The organism is Streptomyces sp. NPDC006739, assembly GCF_042869815.1.
In the GTDB taxonomy this organism is placed as follows: Bacteria; Actinomycetota; Actinomycetes; order Streptomycetales; family Streptomycetaceae; genus Streptomyces.
On record NZ_JBIAGM010000001.1, the window covers coordinates 393,595 to 418,651 of the forward strand.

23 protein-coding genes are annotated in these 25,057 nt (G+C 71.6%); 11 read left to right on the forward strand and 12 right to left on the reverse strand.

Annotated elements, in window-relative coordinates; translation table 11 throughout:
* The first annotated feature begins 87 nt into the window (after positions 1-87).
* Both ACFYMM_RS01815 and greA read left to right on the forward strand, forming a co-directional pair.
* Positions 88-486: a DUF4307 domain-containing protein gene (locus tag ACFYMM_RS01815; RefSeq protein WP_388382781.1), complete on the forward strand. Its 399-nt coding sequence runs from the start codon at positions 88-90 to the stop codon at positions 484-486.
* Between the two features lie 180 nt (positions 487-666).
* Positions 667-1,167, forward strand: a complete 501-nt coding sequence (greA, locus tag ACFYMM_RS01820; RefSeq protein ID WP_388382783.1) for a transcription elongation factor GreA — start codon at positions 667-669, stop codon at positions 1,165-1,167.
* 78 nt (positions 1,168-1,245) lie between these two features.
* Here the strand turns inward: greA and ACFYMM_RS01825 are convergent, their stop codons facing one another.
* The 3 genes from ACFYMM_RS01825 to ilvA all read right to left on the reverse strand — a co-directional run bounded on the left by ACFYMM_RS01825 (position 1,246) and on the right by ilvA (position 4,428).
* The gene (locus ACFYMM_RS01825) at positions 1,246-2,097 is read right to left on the reverse strand and encodes an ABC transporter permease (protein WP_388382785.1); all 852 of its coding nucleotides are present in this window, start codon (positions 2,095-2,097) and stop codon (positions 1,246-1,248) included.
* Complete coding sequence (locus tag ACFYMM_RS01830; RefSeq protein ID WP_388382788.1) at positions 2,094-3,068, reverse strand: ATP-binding cassette domain-containing protein; 975 nt, start codon at positions 3,066-3,068, stop codon at positions 2,094-2,096. The genes ACFYMM_RS01825 and ACFYMM_RS01830 overlap by 4 nt, the downstream gene beginning before the upstream one ends.
* A 130-nt stretch (positions 3,069-3,198) precedes the next feature.
* Positions 3,199-4,428 (reverse strand): threonine ammonia-lyase, encoded by a 1,230-nt coding sequence (gene ilvA, locus ACFYMM_RS01835; RefSeq protein ID WP_388382791.1) that lies wholly within the window; start codon positions 4,426-4,428, stop codon positions 3,199-3,201.
* 162 nt (positions 4,429-4,590) lie between these two features.
* Here ilvA and ACFYMM_RS01840 point away from each other — a divergent pair, with 162 nt between their 5' ends.
* From ACFYMM_RS01840 to ACFYMM_RS01850, 3 genes are all read left to right on the forward strand, one after another.
* A complete protein-coding gene (locus tag ACFYMM_RS01840; RefSeq protein WP_388383296.1) occupies positions 4,591-5,097 on the forward strand; it encodes a MarR family winged helix-turn-helix transcriptional regulator in 507 nt (168 codons plus the stop codon).
* Between the two features lie 136 nt (positions 5,098-5,233).
* Entirely contained in the window at positions 5,234-5,734 is a 501-nt protein-coding gene (locus tag ACFYMM_RS01845) for a sigma factor-like helix-turn-helix DNA-binding protein (protein WP_388382793.1), read from the forward strand.
* A 25-nt stretch (positions 5,735-5,759) separates the two neighbouring features.
* Positions 5,760-6,008 carry a hypothetical protein gene (locus ACFYMM_RS01850; RefSeq protein WP_388382795.1) on the forward strand — a complete coding sequence of 83 codons (249 nt, stop codon included), beginning with the start codon at positions 5,760-5,762 and terminating at the stop codon, positions 6,006-6,008.
* Here the strand turns inward: ACFYMM_RS01850 and ACFYMM_RS01855 are convergent, their stop codons facing one another.
* Positions 6,009-7,169, reverse strand: coding sequence for a cystathionine gamma-synthase (locus ACFYMM_RS01855; RefSeq protein ID WP_388382797.1), 1,161 nt, complete (start codon positions 7,167-7,169; stop codon positions 6,009-6,011).
* A gap of 120 nt (positions 7,170-7,289) precedes the next feature.
* Here ACFYMM_RS01855 and ACFYMM_RS01860 point away from each other — a divergent pair, with 120 nt between their 5' ends.
* From ACFYMM_RS01860 to msrA, 3 genes are all read left to right on the forward strand, one after another.
* The gene (locus ACFYMM_RS01860) at positions 7,290-8,471 is read left to right on the forward strand and encodes a hypothetical protein (protein WP_388382799.1); all 1,182 of its coding nucleotides are present in this window, start codon (positions 7,290-7,292) and stop codon (positions 8,469-8,471) included.
* Positions 8,472-8,547: 76 nt separating this feature from the next.
* Positions 8,548-10,146: a M48 family metalloprotease gene (locus tag ACFYMM_RS01865; protein WP_388382801.1), complete on the forward strand. Its 1,599-nt coding sequence runs from the start codon at positions 8,548-8,550 to the stop codon at positions 10,144-10,146.
* A 141-nt stretch (positions 10,147-10,287) separates the two neighbouring features.
* On the forward strand, positions 10,288-10,995 hold the full coding sequence (gene msrA, locus ACFYMM_RS01870; RefSeq protein ID WP_388382804.1) for a peptide-methionine (S)-S-oxide reductase MsrA: 708 nt from the start codon (positions 10,288-10,290) through the stop codon (positions 10,993-10,995).
* Between the two features lie 29 nt (positions 10,996-11,024).
* On the opposite strand, the gene ACFYMM_RS01875 is transcribed toward msrA, so the two are convergent.
* Positions 11,025-12,392, reverse strand: a complete 1,368-nt coding sequence (locus ACFYMM_RS01875) for a DEAD/DEAH box helicase (RefSeq protein ID WP_388382805.1) — start codon at positions 12,390-12,392, stop codon at positions 11,025-11,027.
* A 162-nt stretch (positions 12,393-12,554) separates the two neighbouring features.
* Complete coding sequence (locus tag ACFYMM_RS01880) at positions 12,555-13,598, reverse strand: NAD(P)-dependent alcohol dehydrogenase (protein WP_388382807.1); 1,044 nt, start codon at positions 13,596-13,598, stop codon at positions 12,555-12,557.
* Between the two features lie 178 nt (positions 13,599-13,776).
* Here ACFYMM_RS01880 and ACFYMM_RS01885 point away from each other — a divergent pair, with 178 nt between their 5' ends.
* Positions 13,777-14,670, forward strand: a complete 894-nt coding sequence (locus ACFYMM_RS01885; RefSeq protein ID WP_388382809.1) for a helix-turn-helix domain-containing protein — start codon at positions 13,777-13,779, stop codon at positions 14,668-14,670.
* 120 nt (positions 14,671-14,790) lie between these two features.
* On the opposite strand, the gene ACFYMM_RS01890 is transcribed toward ACFYMM_RS01885, so the two are convergent.
* The 5 genes from ACFYMM_RS01890 to ACFYMM_RS01910 form a co-directional block, all read right to left on the reverse strand.
* Positions 14,791-18,105 carry a S8 family serine peptidase gene (locus ACFYMM_RS01890; RefSeq protein ID WP_388382811.1) on the reverse strand — a complete coding sequence of 1,105 codons (3,315 nt, stop codon included), beginning with the start codon at positions 18,103-18,105 and terminating at the stop codon, positions 14,791-14,793.
* 151 nt (positions 18,106-18,256) lie between these two features.
* On the reverse strand, positions 18,257-18,940 hold the full coding sequence (locus tag ACFYMM_RS01895; protein WP_388382813.1) for an ABC transporter ATP-binding protein: 684 nt from the start codon (positions 18,938-18,940) through the stop codon (positions 18,257-18,259).
* Between the two features lie 83 nt (positions 18,941-19,023).
* Positions 19,024-20,505: an ABC transporter permease gene (locus tag ACFYMM_RS01900; protein ID WP_388382816.1), complete on the reverse strand. Its 1,482-nt coding sequence runs from the start codon at positions 20,503-20,505 to the stop codon at positions 19,024-19,026.
* Between the two features lie 174 nt (positions 20,506-20,679).
* Positions 20,680-21,930: an Ig-like domain-containing protein gene (locus tag ACFYMM_RS01905; protein WP_388382818.1), complete on the reverse strand. Its 1,251-nt coding sequence runs from the start codon at positions 21,928-21,930 to the stop codon at positions 20,680-20,682.
* A 217-nt stretch (positions 21,931-22,147) separates the two neighbouring features.
* Positions 22,148-22,495: a hypothetical protein gene (locus ACFYMM_RS01910; RefSeq protein ID WP_388382821.1), complete on the reverse strand. Its 348-nt coding sequence runs from the start codon at positions 22,493-22,495 to the stop codon at positions 22,148-22,150.
* A 109-nt stretch (positions 22,496-22,604) separates the two neighbouring features.
* Here ACFYMM_RS01910 and ACFYMM_RS01915 point away from each other — a divergent pair, with 109 nt between their 5' ends.
* Both ACFYMM_RS01915 and ACFYMM_RS01920 read left to right on the forward strand, forming a co-directional pair.
* The gene (locus tag ACFYMM_RS01915) at positions 22,605-22,922 is read left to right on the forward strand and encodes an LAETG motif-containing sortase-dependent surface protein (RefSeq protein WP_388382822.1); all 318 of its coding nucleotides are present in this window, start codon (positions 22,605-22,607) and stop codon (positions 22,920-22,922) included.
* The gene (locus tag ACFYMM_RS01920; RefSeq protein WP_388382823.1) at positions 22,923-23,093 is read left to right on the forward strand and encodes a hypothetical protein; all 171 of its coding nucleotides are present in this window, start codon (positions 22,923-22,925) and stop codon (positions 23,091-23,093) included.
* Positions 23,094-23,208: 115 nt separating this feature from the next.
* Here the strand turns inward: ACFYMM_RS01920 and hutH are convergent, their stop codons facing one another.
* Positions 23,209-24,747: a histidine ammonia-lyase gene (hutH, locus tag ACFYMM_RS01925; RefSeq protein WP_388383298.1), complete on the reverse strand. Its 1,539-nt coding sequence runs from the start codon at positions 24,745-24,747 to the stop codon at positions 23,209-23,211.
* Positions 24,748-25,057: the final 310 nt, after the last annotated feature.

The following is a 25,057-nucleotide window of genomic DNA, read 5'->3' on the forward strand; positions in this document are numbered from 1 at the left end:
TGTCTTCGGGTGCGATCGGCGGCTTCTATAGTGACCGAAGCGGGGGGCGATTAATTCCGGGGCCCGGTCCCTGCCGAGAGGACGATCATGAGTACGGCGAGCACGCGGCTGCCCGAGGGCCGCTACGGCCGCTCCTCGGACGAGCGCGCCGACCACAAGCTCAAGATCGCCGGTGCGGTGTTCGGCGTGGTCCTGCTCCTGCTCGTCGGCTACTTCGCCTACCACTACGTCGTCGAGAACAAGATCAGCGCCCAGGTGGTCACCTTCGAGGCGTCCGACAGCGCGGTTCAGGTACATCTCGAAGTGCACAAGGATTCCGGCACGAACGGCTACTGCACCCTGCGCTCCCAGGGCGCCGACGGCAACGAGGTGGGCCGGGCGGACTTCCGCTTCACCGGCTCGGCCACCCGCATCGACAAGGTCGTCACCCTGCGTACGACGGCCAAGGGAATGACCGCCGAGCTGCTCGGCTGCCACGCCGACTGACACGACCTGGGCACCACCCGGAATAGGTACCCTCTGACCTGCGCTGACGTAATTCTGATGCCTTATGTCCTCCCCCTACGGCCGTGTAATTGTTAGGCTCGTGGTTTCGCCCATCCGTGAAGGACCATTCTTCTGGGTAGGGCGATGCTTTGTATTCCCTGTACCGACGAGGAGCACCCTGTGACCCAGACCAGCGAGAACGTCACCTGGCTGACCCAGGAGGCGTACAACAAGCTCAGGAACGAGCTTGAGTACCTTACTGGTCCTGCGCGCACGGAGATCGCCGCCAAGATCGCGGCCGCGCGCGAGGAGGGCGACCTGCGCGAGAACGGCGGGTACCACGCGGCCAAGGAGGAGCAGGGCAAGCAGGAGCTGCGTGTGCGCCAGCTGACCCAGCTTCTCGAGAACGCCAAGGTCGGCGAGGCTCCCACCTCGACCGATGGCACGGTCGCGCCCGGCATGGTCGTGACGATCGCCTTCGACGGTGACGAGGACGACACCATGACGTTCCTGCTCGCCTCCCGCGAGTACGCGAGCGCCGACGTCGAGACGTACTCACCGCAGTCCCCGCTGGGCACCGGTGTCATCGGCCACAAGGTCGGCGAGGACGCGGAGTACGAGCTGCCGAACGGCAAGAAGGCCTCCGTGCGGATCCTCAAGGCCGAGCCGTACTCGGGCTGACCCGGGCCCCGCATCCGAACCCCTGACCCGCCCCCGGCGCCACGCGACGCCGGGGGCGCTGTCATGGAAGATCCTCGGTCAGCCGGCCGCCCTGCGGTACTTGCGGACCGCGAGCGTGCGGAATATCAGGATGATCGCGACCGACCAGATCAGCGAGGCCCACACGGGGTGCTGCATGGGCCAGGCGTCCGGCGCCCGGAAGCCCGGCGGGAAGTTGCCGAACAACTCGCGGGCGGCCTGCACGGTGGCGCTGAACGGGTTCCACTCCGCGATGTGCCGCAGGAAGGCCGGCATCTGGTTCGCGTCGACGAACGCGTTCGAGATGAACGTCAGCGGGAACAGCCAGATCAGACCGCCCGAGGTCGCCGCTTCGGGGGTGCGCACGGACAGGCCGATGAGCGCGCCGATCCAGGAGAACGCGTACCCGAGCAGCAGGAGCAGTGCGAACCCGGCGAGCACCTTGCCGAAGTTCTCGTGCGTGCGCCAGCCGACCAGCAGGGCCACGACCGCGAGGACGAGCAGGGTCAGCGCCGTCTGGACCAGGTCGGCGAGGGTGCGCCCGGTCAGCACCGCGCCGCGCGCCATGGGCAGGGAGCGGAAGCGGTCGATGAGGCCCTTGTGCATGTCGTCGGCGATGCCCGCACCGGCGCCCGCCGTGGCGAACGTGACGGTCTGGGCGAAGATGCCGGCCATCAGGAACTCGCGGTAGGCCTGCGTGGAGGTGGACGAGCCCACCTGGATCGACCCGCCGAAGACGTAGGTGAACAGCACCACGAACATGATGGGCTGGATCAGCCCGAACACGAGCATCTCGGGGATCCGGGCCATGCGGATCAGATTGCGCTGGGCCACGACCAGCGAATCGCGCACGGACTGGACGACGGGATTGGCGGGTGCCGCGACGCGCGCGGTCTCGGTGGCGGCACTCACTTGGCGGCCTCCTCTTTGTTGTCGCCGTCCGCCTCGGCCACGTGTCCTGTCAGGGACAGGAAGACGTCGTCGAGGGTGGGGCGGCGCAGTCCGATGTCGTCTATCTCGATCCCGCGGCCGTCCAGCTCCCGGATGACCTCGGCGAGCAGCTTGGCGCCTCCGGTGACCGGGACGGTGAGCTTGCGGGTGTGCTCCTCGACCGTGGTGTCGCCCTTGCCGAAGCCGCGCAGGACCTCGGCCGCGGTCGCGATGTGCTCGCGCTCGTGGACCACGACCTCCACGCGCTCGCCGCCGGTGCGGGCCTTGAGCTGGTCGGAGGTGCCCTGGGCTATGACGCGTCCGTGGTCGACGACCGCGATGTCGTGGGCGAGGTGGTCGGCCTCTTCCAGGTACTGGGTGGTGAGCAGCAGCGTCGTACCCCCGGAGACCAGCTGTTTGATGACCTCCCACAGCTGCTGGCGGTTGCGCGGGTCAAGGCCGGTGGTCGGCTCGTCCATGAACATCACCGGCGGCGAGACCACCAGGGCGGCGGCGAGGTCGAGCCGGCGGCGCATGCCTCCGGAGTAGGTCTTGGCGGGGCGGTCGGCGGCGTCGGCGAGGTGGAACTGCTCCAGCAGCTCGGCCGCGCGTGCCTTCGCCGCCCTGGACCTCATCTGGTAGAGCCGGCCGACCATCTGCAGGTTCTCGCGGCCGGTCAGGTATTCGTCGACGGCCGCGAACTGGCCGGACAGGCCGATGGAGCGGCGCACGGTGTCGGGATGTTTGAGCACGTCGATGCCGGCGACGACCGCCTTGCCGCTGTCGGGGCTCAGCAGGGTGGTCAGGCAGCGGACGGTCGTCGTCTTGCCGGCGCCGTTCGGCCCTAGCAGGCCGAGGACCGTGCCCTCGGGGACATCGAGGTCGACGCCGTCCAGCGCCTTTACGTCGCCGAACGTCTTCACCAGGCCTTCGGCATAGATGGCACCTGGCATGTGAGTCTCCACGTCGTCGGGAATTCTTCGGATGGGGCGGTGGCACGCAACACACAGTATCGCGATGTATCGCGTCTCTCAATGGGCTTTCCCGAACGAGTGACGCCCGGGCCGGTCCGGTCCTGTGACCTCAGCCGATGACCGTGTAGCCCGCCTCGCGCAGCGCGTGGCCGACCTCGGCGCAGTGTGCCGGACCCTTCGTCTCGAGGTGCAGCTCCACCTCCGCCTCCGTGAGCCCGAGCCGCGGATCGGTCCGGACGTGACTCACGTCGAGGACATTAGCGTCGACCACTGACAACACCCCGAGGAGCGTGGCGAGGGCGCCCGGCCGGTCCGTCAGCCGCAGCCGGACCGCCAGGTAGCGGCCCTGCGCGGCCATGCCGTGCCTGAGGACGCGCTGGAGCAGTACCGGGTCGACGTTGCCGCCGGACAGCACGGCGACGACCGGCCCGGGAAGGGTGCCGGGGGCGCCCAGCAGGGCGGCCACCGGGCTCGCGCCGGCCGGCTCCACGACCAGTTTGGCCCGCTCCAGGCACAGCAGCAGCGCGGCGGAGAGCTGGTCCTCGCTCACCGTGCGGACCTCGTCGACCAGCTCGGTGACGATCCCGAACGGCACGTCGCCCGGCCGTCCCACCTTGATGCCGTCGGCCATCGTCGCCGGGTTCTCGATCGCCACCGGCCGTCCGGCCGCCAGCGAGGGCGGATACGCCGCCGAGCCCGCTGCCTGCACCCCGACGATCCGCACGTCCGGCCTGAGCGCCTTCACGGCGACCGCGACGCCGGCCACGAGGCCGCCGCCGCCGATGCCGACGACGATCGTCCCGACCTCCGGGCACTGCTCGAGGATCTCCAGGCCCACCGTGCCCTGGCCCGCGATGACGTCCGGGTGGTCGAAGGGGTGGATGAACACCGCGCCGGTCCGCTCCGCGTACTCCTGGGCCGCGGCCAGCGTCTCGTCGACCACCTGGCCGTGCAGGCGCACCTCGGCGCCGTACTCCCGGGTGGCACTGATCTTCGGCAGCGGGGCGCCCTTCGGCATGAACACGGTGGCGTGCACACCGAGCAGCGAGGAGGCCAGCGCCACGCCCTGCGCGTGGTTCCCGGCGCTCGCCGCCACCACTCCGGCGGCCCGCTCCTCGGGCAGCAGCCCGGCGATGCGGACGTAGGCGCCGCGCAGCTTGAACGAGCCCGTCCGCTGGAGGTTCTCGCACTTGAGGTGCACCGGCGCGCCGACCAGCTGGGACAGGTGCCTGCTGCCCTCCATCGCGGTCGTCCGCGCCACGCCGGAGAGCACCTTCTGGGCGCCGCGCACATCGTCGAGGGTGACGCGGCGCAAGGAGTCAGCCGTGCTGTTGCTCATGACTCAAGTCTCCCAGTTCACAGTCCCGGGCGGCCGGTGTGACCAAGCACCGAGACCGGTTTGCGCAGCGCCGGTACGGGTCGCGTCCGGGCCGCGTACCCTGTCCCCCATCCCAGCACTCTTCAATGAAGTGAGCCTCCGGCCATGCCCACAACACCTGAAATGTCGATGGACATGACGACCGTCGGTGACACCGGTCTCCTCGACACCCTCCAGCACGAGGTGGCGGTGTTCGCCCGCCGTGCCGAACAGACTCGGCTCGGTGGCGTCGGACAGGTGCGCAACTCCATGGACCGCGCCGCGTATCTGCTGCTCAACCGCCTCGACAACGAGGGCCCGATGGGCGTCAAGGCGCTCGCCGCGAGCATGGGCATCGACTCCTCGACGGTCACCCGGCAGGTGGCTCCGCTGGTCGACACCGGACTGGTCAAGCGCACCTCGCACCCCGAGGACGGGCGGGCCGTGGTGCTCCAGCTGTCCCCGCGCGGGGCCTCCCGGCTGGAGGAGGTGCGCTCGTCGCGCCGCCAGTTGATGGCCGAACTGACGCACGACTGGGAGCCGGAGGAGCGGGAGACGTTCTGCGCGCTCCTCACCCGCTTCAACAGCGCGCTCTCGGCCCGTATGTCGGTCCAGGGCGTCTCGTCGCCGGAACAGCCGTCGGTCTCCTGAAGCGGATTCCCACCCTCCGCCACCGGAAGGGGTCCCGGCTCTTGACCCCGGGCCGTCGCCGGTCTCATATGAGACCGGGCCCTGGTCCACAGGGGTGCGCGTCCGGTGCCGCGGGGCCCTTCAGGCGGGAGGCGTGGTGCGTGAACGGCAGGCGTCCCGGAGCGCCCGCCGGGCCCGGGAGTTCGAGGCGTTCGTCGCGGGCGCGGCAGGGCGGCTGCTGCACGCCGCCACCCTGCTCACCGCGGAGGCGCCGGGCGACAACCCGCGCGCGCGGCGACTGCTGACCCTGGCGCTCGCGCACACGTACGCGTGCTGGGACCGGCTGCGCGGCGAGGACCCGTACGACCGTGCCCGCCAGTACCTCGCCACCCGCTTCGCGCGCGAGGCCTGGCACCACCACGGCCTCGGCCGCACCCGGCCGCACCCCGACAGCGCCCTGGCCGTCCTGACGCCCCAGGAGCGACTCGTCCTGGTCCTCAGGCTCTACGAAGGCGTCGCCGAGGAACAGGCGGCGGCCCTGCTCGGCCTGCCCACGGAACGGGTGCACCTCATCTGCGACCGGGCGACGGCCACCCTGCTGCACCCGCGCCGCGCCGCTGCGCCCCCGGTGGCCGGCGCGAAGGTGGCGCCGTCATGAGAACGCGGGACGACCGGAGGACCGGGTGAACCGGCCCGAGCGCGAGGCCGCCGTCCGACGGCTCATGGAAAGGACGCCGCCCCAGGTCCCGCCGGACCTGTACCCGGAGGCGGTACGGCGCGGCGGGCGCCTGCTGCGCCGCCGCACGGCGGCCCGCCGGCTGCTGTGGCTGCTGCTGATCGCCGCGGCCGTCGCGTTCACCGTCTGGGCGCTGACGGCCCGCCCCTGGGTGGAGCCGCCCTCCCAGACGACTCCACCGGTCAGCAACTGGTGACTACTTCGTGCCGAGGGCCTGCTGAAGGTCCTCCAGCAGGTCGTCGACGTTCTCGATGCCGACGGAGAGGCGGACGAGGTCACCGGGGACCTCCAGGGCCGAGCCGGCGGCGGATGCGTGCGTCATGCGTCCGGGGTGCTCGATCAGGGACTCGACACCGCCGAGGGACTCGCCGAGGGTGAACACCTTCGCCCGGTCGCACACCTCGACGGCCGCTTCCTCGCCGCCCTCGACCCGGAAGGAGATCATGCCGCCGAACGCCTTCATCTGCTTGGCGGCGACCTCGTGACCGGGGTGCTCGGGCAGTCCCGGGTACAGGACGCTCGTCACGCGCGCGTGCCGGCTCAGCATGTCGGCGATCCGCGTGGCGTTCTCGCTGTGCCGGTCCATGCGCACGGCGAGGGTCTTCGTGCCGCGCAGCACCAGCCAGGAGTCGAAGGGGCCGGCGACCGCGCCCATCGCGTTCTGGTGGTACGCCAGCTCCTCGCCCAGCCCCGGGTCGGACACGATCAGCGCGCCGCCGACCACGTCCGAGTGGCCGCCCATGTACTTCGTCAGGGAGTGCACGACGACGTCCGCGCCGAGCGAGAGCGGCTGCTGGAGGTAGGGCGTGGCGAAGGTGTTGTCGACGACGAGCTTCGCGCCCGCGTCGTGGGCGACCTGAGCGACGGCGGCGATGTCGGTGATGCCGAGCAGCGGGTTGGAGGGCGTCTCCACCCAGACCGCCTTGGTCTTCGGGGTGATGGCCGCCCGGACCGCCGCCGGGTCGGAGGTGTCGGCGACGGACCATTCCACGCCCCACCGGGTGACGACCTTCGCGAAGAGGCGGAACGTGCCGCCGTACGCGTCGTTCGGGATGACCACGTGGTCGCCCGGGCCGAGCAGCGTACGCAACAGGGTGTCCTCGGCCGCCAGGCCGGACGCGAACGCGAGGCCGCGGCGGCCGCCCTCCAGCGCGGCGAGGTTCTCTTCCAGGGCGGTCCTGGTCGGGTTGGCGCTGCGGCTGTACTCGTAGCCGCCGCGCAGACCGCCCACGCCGTCCTGCTTGTAGGTCGAGACCTGGTAGATCGGCGGGACGACCGCGCCGGTGAGGGGATCGGCGGTGTTGCCCGCGTGGATCGCGAGGGTCTCGAAATGCTGACTGATGTGCCTGTCGCTCATGAGCCCCGAGCGTAGTGCGCCGAGCGCGCCGGTGCCGGACGGTGGGCCAGAGCCGGGTTTTCCACAGGCCGGGCGGCCGGGGTTGGCCAATTGTCACAGACGTCTGGTTCGCTTGGAGGCATGGAGATTCTCTGGGTCCTGATGGCACTGGCCATGCTGGCCTTCGTGCTGCGCCCGATCCTGCGCGCCCGGCGCGGCGGCCTGCGTCCGGGGCGTGCGCCCGGCTTCGGGCCGGCCCCGCTCATGATGCGCAGGAGCGGGGTCATCGAGCAGGTGTCCCCGGACCATCCGGACGCCGCCGACCCGGCGAACTACGGCTTCGCGCTCCAGGAGGAGCTGGACATCCGGATGCCCGGCCCCGACCAGGACCTGTTCGACGTCCTGGAGCTGGTCCAGCGCACCCAGGACTACCGGGCGGCCGCCCAGCTGCTGGCCGGCACGGAGACGGACGGCGAGCGGCGCTGGCAGCGCGTGCAGGCCTTCGCGGGCGCGGCGGCGCTGGAACTGCGGCAGCGGCCCGGCGGGGTCAGTGAGACCCCGGGCGGCCAGTGGCTGCGCGTCTGGCGCGCCGAACAGCCCAAGGACGCGGGCGGCGCGGCCGTCCACGCGGAGTTCCTGGTGCAGCAGGCCTGGCGCACGTCGACCCCGGGGACGGACGACTTCCGGATCATCATGGAGGAGGCCAGGGACGCCTGCGCCCAGGCGGCGCTGCTGGCCCTGGACGACCCGGTCCCGCACATCGTCGAACTGTCGGTGGCGCGCGGCCTCGGGTACGCGCAGCCCGAGTTCGAGAAGCTGTGGCTGAGGATCCTGGACCGCGCCCCGAACCACATGGGGGCGCATCTGGCCGCGCTGCACTACTGGTGCGAGAAGTGGCACGGCTCGCGGGAGCTGGCGTACACCTTCGCCCAGGCCGCGGCGGCCCGCGCCCCCCGGGGCTCCCTGCTCGCCGCGCTGCCGCTGTTCGCGGTCTTCGAGCACCTCCCCGAGGTGAACCTGGTCAGCGGCTTCTACCAGAGCGAGGTCGTCACCAAGGCGGTCCACGGCGCCCTGCACGCCGTGCACGCGGCGCGCCCCGACGACCCGATGTCGGCCCACGTCCGCCACCTCCTGGTGTTCTTCCTGGTCCGCGCCGAGCGCTGGGCCGAGGCCATGGACCAGCTGATACATGTCGACGGCCATGTGGGCGCCCTGCCCTGGACGCTGTCCGCCGACCCGGCCGCGGAGTTCGCCCTCTACCGTGCCCTGGCGGTGGCGGGCTACGAGGCGAACGGCGGCAGCCCGGCGACCCTGCTCAGCTGACGTTCTCGCTGTTCACGGCGTTCATCGACGCCCTGTTGTTGTCCTGTTCTCAGGGTCCTGTGGGGGGAACTGCCCGATGGGCGCAACTCCGCGCGCGCTGCGCGCACTTGTCCTGCTGTGCGGCTTCCGTCTGCTGAGTCCGCTGCTGCTCGCCGTGCCGGCCCTTCTCGGCGTCGTGGCGGTCGCCCGGGCGCACGGCCCGGTCACCGACGCCGTCGCCGGTGCGACCGTCCTGGTCTCGGTGGTGCTCGCCGTCCCCGTCGTACGCGGCATGTCCATGATGCGCACGCCTTCCGGGGAGGACCCGCCGGGCATCCCGGTCACCGAGTCCGACGAGCCCCGGCTGTGGGCCCTGGTGCGCGAACTCGCCGACGCCGCCGGCACCCGCGCCCCGGAGCGCATCGTGCTCACCGGCGACGTCGGCGCCGTCGTCACCGAGGAGCCGCGGCTGCTCGGTCTGCGCCCCGGACCGCGCCGTCTGCACCTCGGGGTGCCGCTCATGACCGGCCTGAGCGAGGCCCAGCTGCGCGCCGTACTCGCCCATGAGTACGGCCACTTCACCGGCGGCGACACCCGGCTGTCCGCGCTCGTCGCACGCGGCCGGGCGCGGCTCGCCCGGATCGTCGGCCGACTCCACGCCACGGCGCACGGCGAGCGGGACGACACGACGGGCGGTGGACACGGCGGCCCCGGCGCCGGGATGGCGGACCGGATGACCGCGGCGCTCCACCTCCCGTACGCGAAGCTCTGTCTGCGGGCCTCGCTGGCCACGGCACGTGACCAGGAGTACGCCGCCGACCTCACCGCCGCCCGGATCGCCGGGCGCGAGGCGACCGCCTCGGCGCTGCGGGAGATCCAGCTGCTCGCCGCCGCCCACGACTTCTACCTCCGCTCCTACGCCACCCTCGGTGTTCCGGTACGGCTGCTGCCGCCGCGCGGCGAGTTCTTCGGCGGCTTCGGCCGGATGCTCACGGCCCGCGAACCGGACCTGGCGCGGCTGCGCACGCGGCTCCCGGCAGCGCCCTCGTCGCCGTACGACCCGCATCCGCCGGTCGCCGAGCGCGTGCGGCGCGTCGACGCGCTGCCCCCCGACGGCCGCGCCGAGGAGCCCGGGGGCGCCGCATCGGCGGTCCTCGCCGATCCGGGGCGGACGCTGGCCGCGTTGGAGGACGCGGTCCTCTCGGAGGAACTGCTCGCGTTCCGGCGGGCCGGCGCCTGGCAGGACCTGCTGGACGACTCGATGGCCAAGGGCCTGGCGGGCCTCGACACCCCGCTGCACCGGGCCCTGGGGTCCTACACCAGGCAGGCGCCCACCCTTCCCGCGCTGCTGCGGCTCATCGAGGACGGCCGGCTGTGGCGGCTGGCCCGGCGGCTGCCGCTGCCCGAGGAGGCGGCGCCGGCGCGGGGCCATGCCTTCAGGGAGTCGGTACGGCCCGTGCTGCGGGAGTCGCTGCAGAGCATGGTGCTGGCCGAGTTCAGCGCCTGTTCGCTGCTGTGCTGGGAGTTCTCCTGGTCCCGGCCGGCCGTCGTCCGGCTGCCCGGGTGGACCTCGGAGGGCGGCCCGGACGGCGGCCCCGAGGCCAGGCTCGACGCCGCGGTGACGGCGGCACTCGCGGACACCCCCGACACGGGACCGCTGCGGGCACTGCTGCCGCCGGCGCCGCAGTACGTCTGAGGAGGACCGAGGTCGGCCGAGACAACCGCCCGAACGGAATTCCGGAGGACCCGGAACCGTTGTCGGTCACGATGCCTCAAGCCCGGCGGTGACCTCGCCGCCGCGCCGGCCCTCATCCCTCCGGACGGACAGGGAGATCCCATGCTCTTCGGCCGCACGCCCCGGCTGCCCACCCCCGAACAGGCACTCAAGGGCCGGCCGGCACCGGTGTTCGAGGTTCCCGGCCGCCACACCGTCCTCGGCAACCCCCTGCTCGGCCCCTACCCCGAGGGACTGGAGGTCGCCGACTTCGCCCTGGGCTGCTTCTGGGGCGCCGAACGCAAGTTCTGGCAGCTCCCGGGCGGCGTCTGGACCACCCTGGTCGGCTATCAGGGCGGCCACACCGAGAACCCCCTGTACGAGGAGGTGTGCTCGGGTCTGACCGGCCACACGGAGGTCGTCCGCGTGGTCCACGACCCCCGTCTCCTCTCGTACGACCGCCTCCTGAAGACCTTCTGGGAGTCCCACGACCCCACGCAGGGCTTCCGCCAGGGCAACGACGTGGGCACGCAGTACCGCTCGGCGATCCACACCCACACCCCCGAGCAGGCGGCGGCCGCCGAGGCCTCCCGCACGGCCTACCAGAAGACCCTCACCGCCTCCGGCTACGGCACGATCACCACGGAGATCCTCCCGGCGCGGGGCCGGCGGTTCTATCCTGCGGAGGGATACCACCAGCAGTACCTGGACAAGAACCCGGCCGGGTACTGCGGGCTGGGCGGGACGGGGATCAGGCTGAGTACCCCGTTCGAGACGAACTGGGGCGCCTCGTGCCCGACCGGGCTCGCTCCCAGTCCTGCGGGTGACTGACGTCCCCTCCCCCAGGGCGGCGGTGGTTCTCAGCCGCCGCGGCGTACCCGGGCCGCCTTCCGGGCCTCGGCGAGTCTGCGGGCCTCGCCGGTCTTCCGGGACGTGCCGCCGGTGCCGCGGGAGGTGTCCTTGCTGGTGCCCAGGCCGCGGAAGGGGGCGTTGGTGTTCTTGGGCCGGGGGGCGGCGGGGCCGCCGTCGAGCGGGGCGCCGGAGGGGGTCCTGGCCCCGGTGATCCTGCTCAGCTCGGCCTCTCCCGAGCGCACCTTGGTGACCGTCGGTTCGATGCCGGCCTCGGCCATCAGCCGGCTCAGCTCGCGGCGTTGACCCGACAGCGCCAGGGTGACGACGCTGCCGGACTCACCGGCCCGGGCGGTGCGGCCCGCGCGGTGCACATAGTCCTTGGGGTCGGTGGGCGGGTCGACGTTGACGACGAGGTCGAGGTCGTCGACGTGCAGGCCCCGGGCCGCGACATTGGTCGCGACCAGGGCGGTGACCTGGCCGTTCTTGAACTGCGCGAGGGTGCGGGTGCGCTGCGGCTGGGACTTGCCGCTGTGCAGGGCCGCGGCGTGCACTCCACTGGCCCGCAGATGCCGGGTGAGCTGGTCGACGGCGTGCTTGGTGTCCAGGAACAGCAGGACGCGGCCGTCGCGGGCGGCTATCTCCGTGGTGACGGCGTACCGGTCGGGACCGTGGACGACCAGAACGTGGTGGTTCATCGTCGTGACCGAGCCCGCGGACGGGTCGACCGAGTGGACGACGGGGTCGTGGAGGTGGCGGCGGACCAGATCGTCGACGTCACGGTCCAGGGTGGCGGAGAACAGCATCCGCTGACCGTCGGGGTGCACCTGGTCGAGAGCCTCGGTGACCTGCGGCAGGAAGCCCATGTCGCACATCTGGTCGGCCTCGTCGAGAACGGTGATCCGTACCTGTCCCAGGTGGCAGGCCTTGCGCTCGACGAGGTCGTGCAGACGGCCGGGGGTGGCGACGACGACCTCCGCCCCGTCGCGCAGTGCGGCGGTCTGCCGTCCGATCGACATGCCGCCGACGACGGTGGCCGTCCGTAGCCGGAGTGCGTCGGCGTAGGGCGCGAGTGCGTCGGTGACCTGCTGGGCCAGCTCCCGGGTGGGCACCAGGACCAGCGCGAGGGGCTGCTTCGGTTTGGCGCGCCGCCCGGCCGTCCGGACGAGCAGCGGCAGGCCGAAGGCGAGTGTCTTGCCGGAGCCGGTGCGCCCGCGCCCCAGGACGTCGCGGCCCGCGAGGGCGCTGGGCAGCGTGGCCGCCTGGATCGGGAAGGGCTCACGCACGCCGAGGTCGGTGAGGGTGCTCAGCACCGCGCCCGGCAGTTCCAGGTCGGCGAAGGACGCGACCGGGTGGCTGGAGTGGTCGGGATGGTTCATGGCAAGCCTTCCGCTGGGGAACGTACCGAGGAAGGCCCGGCAGGAACGTGCGGCCGGCGCGGGGCCACCGCGCGTGCGCAAGCGCAGGAGGCTAGCACAGGGTGACCGCCGGCGTCGCGGACCCCGCGCACCCCCGGCGCCGCCGCTTGCCCCGCCCGCCCGTCAGATCGTGGCCGTGTCGATCACGAACCGGTACCGGACGTCGCTCGCCAGCACCCGCTCGTAGGCCTCGTTGATCTGGTCGGCGCCGATCAGCTCGATCTCCGCACCGAAGCCGTGCGCCGCGCAGAAGTCAAGCATCTCCTGGGTCTCCTGGATGCCGCCGATGCCGGAGCCGGCCAGCGTCTTGCGGCCGCCTATGACCGAGAAGAGGTTGAGGGCCACGGGCTCCTCCGGGGCGCCGACGTTCACGAACGCGCCGTCCGTCTTCAGCAGGGACAGGAACGCGTCGAGGTCCAGCGGGGCCGAGACGGTGGAGAGGATCAGGTCGAAGGTGCCGCGCAGCTCCTCGAAGGTCTGCGGGTCGCTGGTGGCGTAGTAGTGGTCGGCGCCCAGCTTCAGGCCGTCGTCCTGCTTGCGCAGGGACTGCGAGAGCACGGTCACCTCGGCGCCCAGCGCGTGCGCGATCTTCACGCCCATGTGGCCGAGGCCGCCGAAGCCGACGACGGCGACCTTCTTGCCGGGGCCGGCGTTCCAGTGCCTCAGCGGCGAGTAGGTGGTGATGCCGGCGCACAGGAGCGGGGCGGCGACGTCGAGGGAGAGGCCGTCGGGGATGCGCAGGACGTAGTTCTCGTCGACGACGATCTTCTCGGAGTAGCCGCCGTAGGTGGGCCGGCCGTCCTTGCCGACGGCGTTGTACGTGCCGGTCATACCGCCACCGGTGCAGTACTGCTCCAGACCGGCCCGGCAGTTCTCGCACTCGCGGCAGGAGTCGACCATGCAGCCGACGCCCACCCGGTCGCCGACGGCGAACTTGGTGACGCCGGAGCCGACCTCGGAGACGACACCCGCGATCTCGTGGCCGGGGACCATCGGGAAGATGGCCTGGCCCCAGCCCTCACGGGCCTGGTGGATGTCGGAGTGGCAGATGCCGGCGAACTTGATGTCGATCAGGACGTCGAACTCGCCGACCGCGCGGCGCTCGATGGTCGTCCGCTCCAGCGGGGCCTTCGCGGCGGGAGCGGCGTACGCAGCAACAGTGGTCATGCCGGGGTTCTCCTAGCAGGTTCCGTACCCGACTGCCTTCGGATGTCTCGTGACCGGGTACGTCCTCCACCCTGCCCCACATCACCGGCCTCACCCAGCTCACAGCTCTGCGTACGACTGCCGTGCGTACCACTGGCGGGGTCAGGTTCGCGGTCGTACGACCATGAATACTGGACGTATGGACACACAGCCCCCACTTTCCGGGGCGCCCCTCGACCGGCGCGCCGAACTGAGCGAGTTCCTGCGCACCCGGCGGGCCCGTCTGAAGCCGGAGGACGTGGGTCTGCCGGACTTCGGCCGGCACCGCCGGGTGCCGGGGCTGCGGCGCGAGGAACTGGCGCAGCTGGCCGGGGTGTCGGTGGCGTACTACACACGGCTCGAACAGGGCAACGGGCGCAACGTCTCGGCGGAGGTGCTCGGCTCCATCGCCCGCGCGCTGCGGCTGACCGACGCCGAGCACGCCCACCTCACCCACCTCGCGAAGCCCAAGCAGCACAAGAAGAAGACGGCCCCGCGGTCGCAGCAGGTGCGCGGGGCCCTGCGGCAGCTGCTGGACACGATGGACGGGGTGCCGGCGTACATCTCCGGCCGGCACACGGACATCCTCGTCTGGAACCGGATGGCGTCGGCCGTCTTCGGCGACTGGTCGGAGCTGCCGGCCCAGGAGCGGAACTGGGCGCGGCTGGTGTTCCTGAAGCCCGAGTACCGCGAGCTGTTCGTGGAGTGGGAGCAGAAGGCGTACGACGTCGTCAGCATCCTGCGCATGGAGGCGGGCTGCTACCCGGACGACCCGCGGCTGTCCGCCCTGGTCGGTGAACTCTCCGTCAAGAGCGAGGAGTTCCGTCGGCTGTGGGCCACCCATGACGTCCGGGAGAAGAGCTACGGCGTCAAGCACCTGCGCCACCCCCTCGTCGGCGACCTCACCCTCTCCTTCGAGTCGTTCCGGCTGGCCGACGACACCGGGCAGGGCCTGATCACGTACCACGCCGAGCCGGGTTCTCCGTCGGCGGAGGCGCTCCGGCTGCTGGCGAGCTGGGGGGCGGACGCGACACGGGCCGGGGCCGGCGGCTGAGCGGTCGCATCCACCGTCCGCCGGTTCCGATCCGCCGTGCCCGCCGGTTCCGGCCGGGCGGACACGGCGACGGCCTGCCCGGGACGCATGGTCCCGGACAGGCCGCTCAGGGTGAGACGGTCACTTGCCGTAGTAGGCGTTGTAGATCGAGATCGTCGACCTGTTGCCCTGCTTGTCGGCGATCTTGGCGTGGAAGGAGATCGCCTGCCCCTTCCCGGGGTTCTTCACCGTGATCCGGCCGTTGACGACGTCCAGCTTCTTCCAGGTCTGGCCGTAGTCGTACGACACCCACACCCCCAGGGACTGCAGGTTGCGGCCGGCGGCCGCGCCCTCCACGGTGACCGGGAAGGTGACCGTGCGGTCCGCCTCGACCCGGCTGTCCAGGCCGGTCGGGGCGTTGAAGCGGGCCGTGGAGGCCGGGAGCTTCGTCGGGCCCGCGCCGGACGCCTTCCTGGAGTGGAAGGTCCAGCTCGCGTCGATCCGGGTGGAGGCCGCCGCGACCCTGACCGTCCGGATGACCGACGTGGTCAGCCGGTACTCGGCGTCGGCGGACGGGACCGTGAACGACTCCTCGCCGAACAGCGGGTCCTTGTTGGAGCCGACCTCGGTGCCGTTGCGGTACAGCGTCGTGGCCACCGACGTGAACAGGGAGGAACCGGCGTGCCCGGCGCCGTCGGCGAACAGCGGGATCGTCCCCGAGATCTGGTTGCCGGTGCGGAAGAGGCCGGAAGCCGCGTCGAGGTGCGGACCGAAGACGGCCGTGTTGAAGGTCTTCGTGTAGGTCCTGCCCGCCACGAAGGTCTGCGGCGCGCCCAGCGTGTAGTACGCCTCGGCGATCGGGAAGCCCTCCTGGTCGACCCCGCCGTCCTGCTCGAACTCCAGCCCCCACTTCACCCCGCCCGTGGTGGACAGGTGCAGCGTGCGGGTGCCGGGCAGCGGCTGCGCGATGCTGATCGAGTACGCGCCGGAGGACTCGGGCAGCCAGCCGGTCGCGGTGACGGAGCCCTTCTTGCCGCCGGCCGCGGCGCCCAGCCCGGCCTTCACCGTGGCCAGTTCGGACGCCTTGTAGTGCTTGGAGTAACCGGTGGCGAACCGGCTGACGACGGCGCCGGTCGTGGTGTCGAACTCCTCGCCGGCGCCCTTGGTCCAGTCGGCGGCCCACTGCTGGTACAGGGTGCCGGCGGCCGGCTGCGGGCCCAGGTGGGCGGTGCGGAAGTTGTCGTAGCCGCTCAGGAGCCACCCGAAGCCGTACTGGCCGTCGCCCGCCGTGACGTCGAACTCGGGCGCGGCGAGCACCGGCTTGGCGCCCGCGTCGGGGACGGTGATGTCCACCGGCTCGGCCGTGCGCGCGTCCAGGGTGATCGTCTGGTTCCCGGTGACGTCCAGCTTCGGCCGCGCGAGCCAGTCGAGGCCCTTGCTGCCGTCCTTCGGGTCCACGAAGACGGAGGCGGTGAGGATGTAGCCGCCCTTGGGCGCGCGCACCTTCACCGTGCCGGACGGGTCGGACGGCGCGAGGTCCCGGCCGGCCGCCAGGCCGGAGACGCCGGTCAGGTCGGCGGTGTGGTTCGGGGTCGGCTTGCCGTCACGGCCGATGAACTTCAGCGTGACGTCGTACGACTGCACCTCGCGGGTCACCGCGGCGGCCGTGCGGACCGTCTGGCCGCCGCCCGTCGCCGTCACGTACGCGGAGTAGGCGCCGTCCAGGGTGCCGCCCAGCCTGGTGTCGGTGGTGAGGCCGACGGAGGCCTTGCCGTGTGCCGGGACCGTCACGCTGGTCCGGGTGAGCCTGAAGAAGCCCGCGGGGGCCGTCTGGCCCTTGGGGTCGCGGGCGGTGACGGCCAGGGTGAGGGTGACGTCCTTGGCCCCGAGGTTGCGGTAGGTGACCTGCCGGGTGACCGGCTTGTCGTCGGTGTGCGGCCACTGCTGGATGCCGAAGCTCACCGACACCGGGTCGGCGATCACGGACTGCTTGATGGCCCGGTCGACGGCGATACGGCCCGAACCCTGCTGGAACGGCGTGTAGTTGCCGCCCTTCGCGGAGCCGGTCAGGGCTGCCTTCAGCTCGGCGTAGCCCCAGTCGGGGTGTTCCTGCTTGAGGATGGCGGCGGCGCCGGCGACGTGCGGGGCCGCCATCGACGTACCGGAGAGGGTCAGATAGCCGTCCGGCTTCTCGCCCTGCTCCTGGTCGATGACGCTGCCCTTGGCCGCGGCGGCGGTGATGTCCACGCCGGGCGCGGTGACGTCGGGCTTGATGGCGCCGTCTCCGTTGCGCGGGCCGGTGGAGGAGAAGTCCGCCAGCTTGTCCTTCTTGTCGACGGCGCCGACGGTGAGCGCGGCGTCCGCGCTGCCCGGCGAACCGACCGACTCGGGGCCGCCGTTGCCCGCGGCGATCGCGAACAGGACGCCCTTCTCGGCGGAGAGCTTGTTGACCTCGGCCTCGAGCGGGTCGATCCCGGGACTGTCGTAGCCGCCCAGGCTCAGGTTGATGACGGAGGCGCCCTGCGCGGCCGCCCACTCCATGCCGGCCAGGATCCCGGAGTCCTCGCCCGCGCCGGTGTCGTCGAGCACCTTGCCGTTGAGGATCTTGGCGTCCGGAGCGACGCCCTTGTACCTGCCGCCCGACTTGGCGCCGGTGCCCGCCACGATGGAGGCGACGTGCGTGCCGTGGCCGAAGTGGTCCATGGCGTCGGCGGCCGTGGTGAAGTTCTTGGACTCGACCACCTGGTCCTTGAGGTCCGGGTGGGTCGTGTCGACACCCGTGTCCAGGACGGCGACCTTCACGCCCTTGCCGGTGTAGCCGGCCTTCCAGGCCGTGGGCGCGCCGATCTGCGGCACGGACTGGTCCAGGCTCGCCCTGCGGACGCCGTCGAGCCAGACGTGCGCGATACCGGCGGCGGCCTTGTCGCCGTCGGTGAGCGCGTGCCACAGCCGGGCCGACGCCTTGGCCGGGGTCTGTACGGCGTCCGCGTTCAGCGCCTTGAGGCTGCGGCGCAGGGTGCCGGCGTCGCGGACGCCGCTCTTCGCGGCGGTGGCGGTGCCGCGGTAACCGACGATGACCTTCAGGCCGCCCCGCTGCGCCGTGCGGGTGGCGGCCTGGTTCAGCTCGGTGACGTCGAACAGCCGCTCGTCCAGCGTGCCGGAGGCGACCAGGGCGGCCGCGTCGGCGGGCACGACCAGCGTGTGACCGGCGCTCCTGCGGACCTGGAAGGGTATGTGCTCGCGTCCCGCGGCCCGCCGCAGACCGACGACACGGCCCTTGGCGTCGAGGTCGACGCGGTCGCCGGTGATCAGGGTGACATGGTGCTCGGCGGTGAGCGTGGAAGCGGCGGCCGGGGCGGCTCGCTGGTCGGTCTTCGCCGACGCCGGGCTGGTCATGCCGGCGGCGAGGGCGACGGCCGCGGCGGTGGCGACACCGGCCGCGGCGGCTCTTTTCACTTGTCTGCGCAAGTCTCCCCCTGGAGATGAAGTGCCGGGCGAATTCCCCGTTCACCCGGTCGGAGGGAGTCTCGTACGCGTGTACGCCACCCCCCGAGGCACGCAGTATGCCGGGGGGTGATCAGCCGACTCAATAGAGCCGGAGCGGGCGTTACGCGCCGGCGTTCTCCTTCACCGTGATCCTTCCTGCGCGAAGGGTCGCCAGACGCGGGGCCCGCTTCGCGATCGCGGAGTCGTGGGTGACCATGACGAACGTCAACCCGTGCTCTTTCCACATGCGTTCGAGTACGTCCATGATCTCGTCGCGCGTTCCCTCGTCCAGGTTGCCGGTGGGCTCGTCGGCGAGCAGTACCTTGGGCTGCTTGACCAGCGCACGGGCGATGGCGACGCGCTGCTGCTGCCCGCCGGACATCTCGGAGGGCAGATGGGCCAGGCGCTCGCCGAGTCCGACCGAGCGCAGCGCCTCGGCGGCCCGTTCCCGGCGCTCCCTCACCTTCACGCCCAGCGGTACCAGGGCTGTTTCGACGTTCTCCTGGGCGGTCAGGGTGGGAATGAGGTTGAAGGACTGGAAGACGAAGCCGATGCTCTCGCTGCGAACCCTTGTCAGGCGGCCCTCGGAGAGTCTGGCCAGGTCGGTTCCGTCCAGGACCACCTCACCGGAGGAGGGGCGGTCCAGGCCGCCGAGCATTTGCAGCAGTGTCGATTTGCCGCCGCCGGTCGGGCCCTGGATGACCAGGCGGTCGCCGTCGCCTATGGTCAGGTCGACGCCGTCGAGGGCGACGACGGTGTCCTTGCCCCGGGCGTAGTGCTTGGTGACGTTTCTGAGTTCGTACATGTCGCTCGCTCCTGGGTGGGTTCGGGGGACGCGTTCGGGGGGAGGCGTTCGCGGGGAGGCGCCGGGGGGCGGTCCGGGGGCGTCTACTCGACGCGCCGCAGCGCGTCCGCCGGCCGCAGTCGCGACGCCCGCCAGCCGCCGAACGCCCCCGCGATCAGACCACCGGCGACCGCCAGCGCGACCGCCAGCGCGATCGTCGTCAGGCTCACCGGCGCGGTGAGCGCCACCTCCAGGGTCTTCGCCGCCCGGCGGCCCTGGCCGCCGAAGCCGCCCCCGCCGAAGCCGCCACCGCCGCCGAAGCCGCCGGAGCCTCCCGAGCCGCCGCCGGTGGCGCCGAGTTGTGCCTGCAGCGAGGGGCTGATCGCGGTGACGGCGTACGCGCCCGCGAGGCCCAGCGCGATACCGAGGGCGCCGCCGACCAGGCCGTTGACCATGGCCTCGCCGACCACCTGCCGGGTCACCCGGCCCGACTTCCAGCCCAGCGCCTTGAGCGTGCCGAACTCCCGCACCCGCCGGGAGACGGCGGCGGAGGTGAGCAGTCCGGCGACCAGGAAGGCGGCCAGCAGTACCGCGACGGACAGCCATCTGCCGACGTTGGCGGCCAGGCTGGAGGCGGTGGAGAGGGAGCCGGAGACGGTCTTGGCGAGGTCGGCCGAGGTCGTCACCGTCGTACCGGAGACGTTCTTCTGGATGGCGCTCTTGACGGAGTCGATCCGCTGCGAGTCGGTCGCCCTCACGTAGATCGTGGTGACCTTGTCCTTCTCGCCGGCCAGGGTCTGCGCCTGCTGGAGCGGGATGTACAGATCGGCCGCCGCGTCACCGCTGTCGGCGGTCGCGAGGCCGATCACCGTGAACGTGACGCCCTTGACGGTGACGGTGGAACCGACCTTGTAGTTCTTCTCCTTGGCGTACGCCGAGTCGGCCACCGCGACCCTGGCATCGGTCTCGGTGGGCTTGAAGGTGCGGCCGCCGGTGATCTTCGACGAGGTCAGCGGGCCCAGCCTCGTCCTGGTGACGTCGGTGCCGAAGACCGTGTACTGGTTGACGTCGAAGTTGGCGCCGCCGCCCTGCACCTCACCCTGCGGCTGCCCGCCGCCGCGGCCGCCGCCCTGCTCGCCGCCGCCGTTGCCGTTGCCGTTCTGCCGGAACTGGCCCCGGGTGAACTGGCCGCTGACCTTGATCACATCGAGGCTCAGGCCGCCGGCCGCCGAGGAGACACCGCTCTGGCCCGCCACTTCGGAGACGGTGGAGGCGGCCAGGGTGGTGAAGCCCTGCACCCGGACCCGGTCGCTGCTCTGGGTCGAGGCGTCGCCGTTCTGCCGCGCGCCGAAGCTGAAGCGGGGCCGCTGGGAGCTGTCGGCGGTCGGGTCGGCCGCCTTGGTGACCGTCATGTCCGTACCCAGGCCGTAGAGCGACTGGAGGACCTTGTCCTGGGCCTTGCCCATGCCGTTGGACACGGAGTTGACCACGATGACCAGCGCGATGCCGAGGGCGAGACCGGAGGCGACGACGAGGGCCGCCTTTCTGCGGCGGCGCAGCTCGCGCCTCAAGTAGGTGAAGAACATGGCCGCAAGGTAGGGACCCGCCGTGATGACTGGATAAGGCCGTCATAAGAGATGCATGAGAAGGCCGTGGGCCGCCCCGGAAACGCCGATGCCGCCCCTGGGGGCGGCATCGGGAGCTGTGGACCGGCGGTGAACCGGAGGCCGGACGGGGCCGGGGCGGACGGGTCAGACGGGTCAGACGGCCGAACCGGCCTTCCACTGCGCCCAGTTCATGTTCCAGCCGTTGAGGCCGTTGTCCGGGGCCACGGTCTTGTCGCCGGTGTTCTGGACGACGACCACGTCACCGAGGATCGAGTGGCTGTACATCCACGCGGCCGGGGTGTTCGGATCGTTCGCGCCCTTGGTGTCGGACAGGCCCACGCAGCCGTGGCTGGTGTTGACGCTGCCGAAGATGGACTTCGCGCCCCAGTAGTTGCCGTGCAGGAAGGTGCCGGAGTTGGTGAGGCGGATGGCGTGCGGCACGTCCTTGATGTCGTACTCGCCCTTGCCGTCGTCGTCCGTGAAGCCGACGGTCGCGCCGTTCATCCGGGTCTGCTTGAACTTCTCGGACATCACCATGATGCCTTCGTACGTGGTGTGCTCGGGGGAACCGGCGGAGATCGGGATGGTCTTGACGACCTTGCCGTCCTGCTCGACCTTCATCTGCTTGGTCTTCGCGTCGACGTAGGAGACCTGGTTGCGGCCGATGTGGAAGGTGATCGTCTTCTGCTGGACGCCGTAGACGCCGCTCGCGCCCTGGACACCGTCGAGGTTGAGCTTCAGCGTGACGGTGGAGTTCTCCTTCCAGTACTGCTCCGGACGGAAGTCGATGCGGTTGGCGTTGAACCAGTGGCCCACGACCTCCTGGCCGCTGCTGGAGCTGACCGTGATGCCCTTCTGCACGGCCGCCTTGTTGGTGATCGCCTTGTCGAAGTTGATCGACACGGGCATGCCGACGCCGACGGTGGAGCCGTCCTCCGGCGTGAAGTTGCCTATGAAGCTGTTGGCCGGGGAGACCGTGGTGAAGGAGGCGTTCTCGTGCGCGACCAGACCGTCGGAGTCCTTGGCGGCGGCGGCGACCTTGTAGGTGGTCGAGCGGTCCAGCTGGGCGGTGGGCTTCCAGCTCGTCCTGTCGGCGGACAGCGCGCCGGGCACGGCCTTTCCGTCCGCCGTGGTCATGCTCACGCTGGTGAGGGTGCCCTTGGCGACGGTGACGGCGGCGGAGTTGTTGATGGAGGCGTTGTTCGAGCCGTCCTTGGGCGTGATCGTGATCTGGGCCTTGGACGACTTCTTGGCTGCCGCCTCGTCGGCCTGGGCCTGTGAGCTGTCGCCACCGCCGCCGGCGGACGACTTGTGGTCGCCACCGGAACAGGCCGAGAGCACCAGCACACCGCCGAGCAGTGCGGACGCGGCCATGAGGCCCTTGCGCCGCTTACTGTCCGTCATCACACGCTTCTCCATCGTTGCCGAGTTCGCGAACCCCGAGATTCCCCCGTTGAGAACCTTCAACGCTACGGCCGGTTCGTCCCGTTCCACTTTCTTCGGAGTGTGGTCCACACCACTCCGCCCGGGGCAGGGGGTGCGGGAGTCGGCCGTGCGCCCCCTGAGACGAAAAGACCCCGGACGGCGGTTGCCGTCCGGGGTCACGCGTTCCCCGGGACGCTCAGCCGATGCCGCCCTCTTCTTCTTCGTCGTCGTCCCCATCATCCCCGTCGATCTCCCAGTCCGGCGAGTCCGGGTCGTACTCGATCCGCTCGCTGGACCAGGAGGCCTGCTGGAGGTCGACGCCGGGCACCTCGCTGACCAGGTCGAACGGATCGACGAGATACGCCAGGGCCTCGGCGGTGTCTTCCGTCACAGCCGCCTCGGCGTGGGTCCGCTCCTCCTGCGGCAGTTCGGCATCGCCGGCGAGGCGGCGCAGCGCGGCCTTGGTCAGGGCGTCCTGGTCCTCGACTTCGAGGACCAGATCCACCCTGAGGCGTACAAAACGTGATGTCTCTGGTGTGCTCATGGCGGGAGCGTACGACTGAAACCTCCCGTGACTTTCCCGTGACCCGCGACTTTCACTAACATCGCCCCACACGGCCAATTCGCCAGCGTCACAAGGGGATCGATATTCCGTGTCATCCGCTCGCCGCCCGTTGCTGACCGCCACCGCCGCAGGGACCCTCCTGTGCGCCCTGTGGTTCGTCCCGTCCGCCCACGCGTCCCAGGACGCCCCGGCGAGAGCCGAGAAGGCGGCGACACGGGTCACGCAGCAGGCGAGGGCCGTGTCGGAGGCGACCGCCGAGACCGCCTCGGCCTCGGCGGACGGCACCCAACTCGCCGACACGGGAAGCCCCGACACCACTCCGTACGTCGTCGGCGGCACGGCCTTCTTGGCCATGGGTGCCGGTTTCGTGGCGTATTCGGTGCGCCGGGAACGCCTGGGTTTCTAGTTGAAGGCGCTGGGCGCCGCGGAGCTGCAGAGGCTGGCCCTCGCCAAGGGTGACGTGAGCGGCTACGAGGTCGCCGCACTGAAGCCGGTGGCCCCGGCCAGGAGCCGGGTCACGGCCGCCAAGGAGAAGTGCCGCCCGGTGCTCGCACTGGACCGGGGCGGATTCAGATGATGGCCGAGAAGGCCCACGCGGTGCCCGCCGCGGTCGTCAAGGCGCAGGCCACCGAGCTGAAGTGACGGTTCGGGCCCCGGTGGGGCCGGGGCCCGTCCACGTGAGTGCCGGACGGCTACCGCAGCGGCCCGGTCTGCGTCTCCGCGGCGGCCACGAGGCTCCCGTCCCGCACGAACGCGTCGGCGGCGGCCAGGTCGGGCGCCAGGAACCGGTCCGGACCGGGGCCCTGGACGCCGGCGGCCCGTACCGCTTCGATCACGGCCCGGGAGGCGGGCGCCGGGGTGAGTCCCTCGCGCAGTTCGATGGCGCGGGTCGCGGCGTACAGCTCGATGGCGACGATCCGGGTGAGGTTGTCGACGGCGGTGCGCAGCTTGCGGGCGGCCGACCAGCCCATCGACACATGGTCCTCCTGCATGGCGGAGGACGGGATGGAGTCGGCGGAGGCCGGTACGGCCAGCCGCTTCATCTCACTCACCAGGGCGGCCTGTGTGTACTGGGCGATCATCAGCCCGGAGTCCACGCCCGCGTCGTCCGCGAGGAACGGCGGCAGCCCGTGGCTGCGGTTCTTGTCCAGGAGCCGGTCGGTGCGGCGCTCGGCGATGGAGCCGAGGTCGGCGGCGGCGATGGCCAGGAAGTCGAGGACGTAGGCGACCGGGGCGCCATGGAAGTTGCCGTTGGACTCGACGCGCCCGTCGGCCAGGACCACCGGGTTGTCGACGGCGGAGGCCAGCTCGCGCTCGGCGACCAGACGGGCGTGCGCGAGGGTGTCACGGCCGGCACCGGCCACCTGCGGGGCGCAGCGCACGGAGTAGGCGTCCTGGACGCGGGGGGCGTCGTCCTGGTGGTGCCCGGTGAGCTCGGAGCCCTTGAGGACGGCGAGCATGTTGGCGGCGGAGGCGCCCTGCCCCGGGTGCGGGCGGATGGCGTGCAGCTCGGGGGCGAGGACCTTGTCCGTGCCGAGCAGCGCCTCCAGCGAGAGGGCGGCGGTGACGTCGGCGGACTTGTAGAGGGTGTCCAGGTCGGCGAGGGCCATGACCAGCATGCCGAGCATGCCGTCGGTGCCGTTGAGGAGGGCGAGGCCCTCCTTCTCGCGCAGTTCGACGGGGGCGATCCCGTGCTCGGCGAGCAGCTCGCCTGCCGGTCGTACGACACCGTCCGGACCCTCGGCGTCGCCCTCGCCCATCAGGGTGAGGGCGCAGTGGGAGAGCGGGGCCAGGTCGCCGGAGCAGCCGAGGGAGCCGTACTCGTGCACGACCGGGGTGATGCCGGCGTTCAGCACGTCGGCCATGGTCTGGGCGACCTCGGGCCGGACGCCGGTGTGTCCCGAGCAGACGGTCTTGAGCCGCAGGAACATCAGGGCCCGTACGACCTCGCGCTCCACCCGCGGTCCCATGCCGGCGGCGTGCGAGCGGACGATGTTGCGCTGCAGCTGGGCGCGCAGCTCCGGGCTGATGTGCCGGGTCGCCAGGGCACCGAAGCCGGTGCTGACGCCGTAGACCGGTTCCGGCTTGGCCGCCAGGGCGTCCACGATCCCGCGTGCCGCGGCGAGGGCCGCCACCGCCTCCGCCGACAGCTCGATGCGGGCGCCGCCGCGCGCCACGGCGAGAACGTCGGACGCGGTGACACCGGACGTCCCCACCACCACAGTGTGCATATCCATATTCAGGAGCGTACGCATTGAATGCGCGGATGTCACTAGTGGTGCCGTGGTTCGCCCCTTACCCGGAAGGTGGCACGGCTCACGGCTCACGGCTCACGGGTCCACGGCCGGCGGATCACGGCCGGCGGCCCCGGAAGCGCCGGCGCTCGGCCCGCGCCGGGGGCGGCTCGTCGGCCAGCCGGACGACCGGGTCGTCGGGACCCTCCCGGCCGGCGGATCACGGCCGGCGGCCCCGGAAGCGCCGGCGCTCGGCCCGCGCCGGGGGCGGCTCGTCGGCCAGCCGGACGACCGGGTCGTCGGGACC